We start from the raw sequence: 1,289 nt of genomic DNA on the forward strand, positions 1-1,289 counted from the left end.
GCAGCCAGACAAAAAGTGGCAGGCAGCAGAAATTGCTAAACAATTTGCTATGAGTGAATCAACTTTACGGCGTCATCTTGCTTTAGAAGGATATAATTTATCCAAAATTATCTTAGATATAAGAATGAATTTTGGTTTAATGCTGTTACAAACCACCCAAAAAACGATCCTACAAATTGCCCAAGAAGTGGGATATGAATCAGGCTCTCGTTTTGCTTTTTACTTTAAACAACGTTTTGGGTTTTCACCAAAGAGGCTACGTTAGTCAATTTTTTATCACTACCATTTAATTTTATTTATTAAATTGTTTTTTATGCATGTCCATTACCATGGTTTCTCAGACTATAGTATATAGCGCTAGCAATTCCTACAGATTATCAATTATTTTATCATAGTAATCAATTTTTATGATATAAAGTTTACAAGTGCTAAGCCAATTGATACGATGCGTCTCTCATTATTTTCTTTATATTCATCAATTATGCTTTATCTTATTTTTGTAACAATTATTTGGTCGTTTTCGTTTAGTTTTATTGGTGTTTATATCAGTGGACAGGTTGATACTTGGTTTGCTGTAGTTATGCGTGTTTTGTTAGCATTTATTACCTTTTTACCTTTTTTATGCTTTAGAAATATTAAGCTTAAAACCCTATTTCTTTTAATGGGTGTTGGGGCTTGTCAATTAGGGATTATGTACTTTTTTTATTATAATTCCTTCCAATATATTTCAGTACCTGAAGTGCTGTTGTTTACCATTTTTACACCTATTTATGTCACGGTTATTTATGATTTACTGCAACGTCATCCATTAAGATTGAGTTACCTTTTTACGGCAATAATAGCAGTTATTGGTGCAGCTATTATTCGTTATGATCATATTAGTGCAAACTTTATTATTGGCTTTTTATTAATTCAAGGGGCTAATATTGTTTTTGCCTTAGGGCAGGTTGGTTATAAAAGAATTATGGAGATATATCCAATGCCTCAACATCAGGCTTTTGCTTGGGTTTACTTGGGGGCGGTAATTGTGGCAACAGTAGGTTGGTTGCTTTTTGGCGATGCATCAAAATTACCTACAACTATTTTACAATGGAGCATTATTATCTGGCTTGGCGTAGTGGCTTCTGGCATATGTTACTTTTTATGGAATTATGGTGCGACAAAAGTGAATTCGGGCACTTTGGCTATTATGAATAATGTGGTTATTCCAACAGGGATTTTGGTGAATGTGGCGATTTGGCATCAATCAATAGACTGGGTACGCTTTATATTGGGTAGTGCAGTCATTA

General features: G+C 33.4%; 2 protein-coding genes. Both read left to right on the forward strand.

From position 1 onward, the window contains the following. Window positions 1-265: helix-turn-helix transcriptional regulator (locus A9G30_RS08715; protein WP_141672056.1), on the forward strand; the 265-nt coding region annotated here is incomplete at its 5' end. A 180-nt stretch (window positions 266-445) separates the two neighbouring features. Next, window positions 446-1,289, forward strand: an 844-nt coding sequence (locus tag A9G30_RS08720; RefSeq protein ID WP_065588689.1) for a carboxylate/amino acid/amine transporter, incomplete at its 3' end; no start/stop codon positions are given.

Source organism: Gilliamella sp. Fer4-1, from assembly GCF_001690515.1.
In the GTDB taxonomy this organism is placed as follows: domain Bacteria; phylum Pseudomonadota; class Gammaproteobacteria; order Enterobacterales; family Orbaceae; genus Gilliamella; species Gilliamella apicola_C.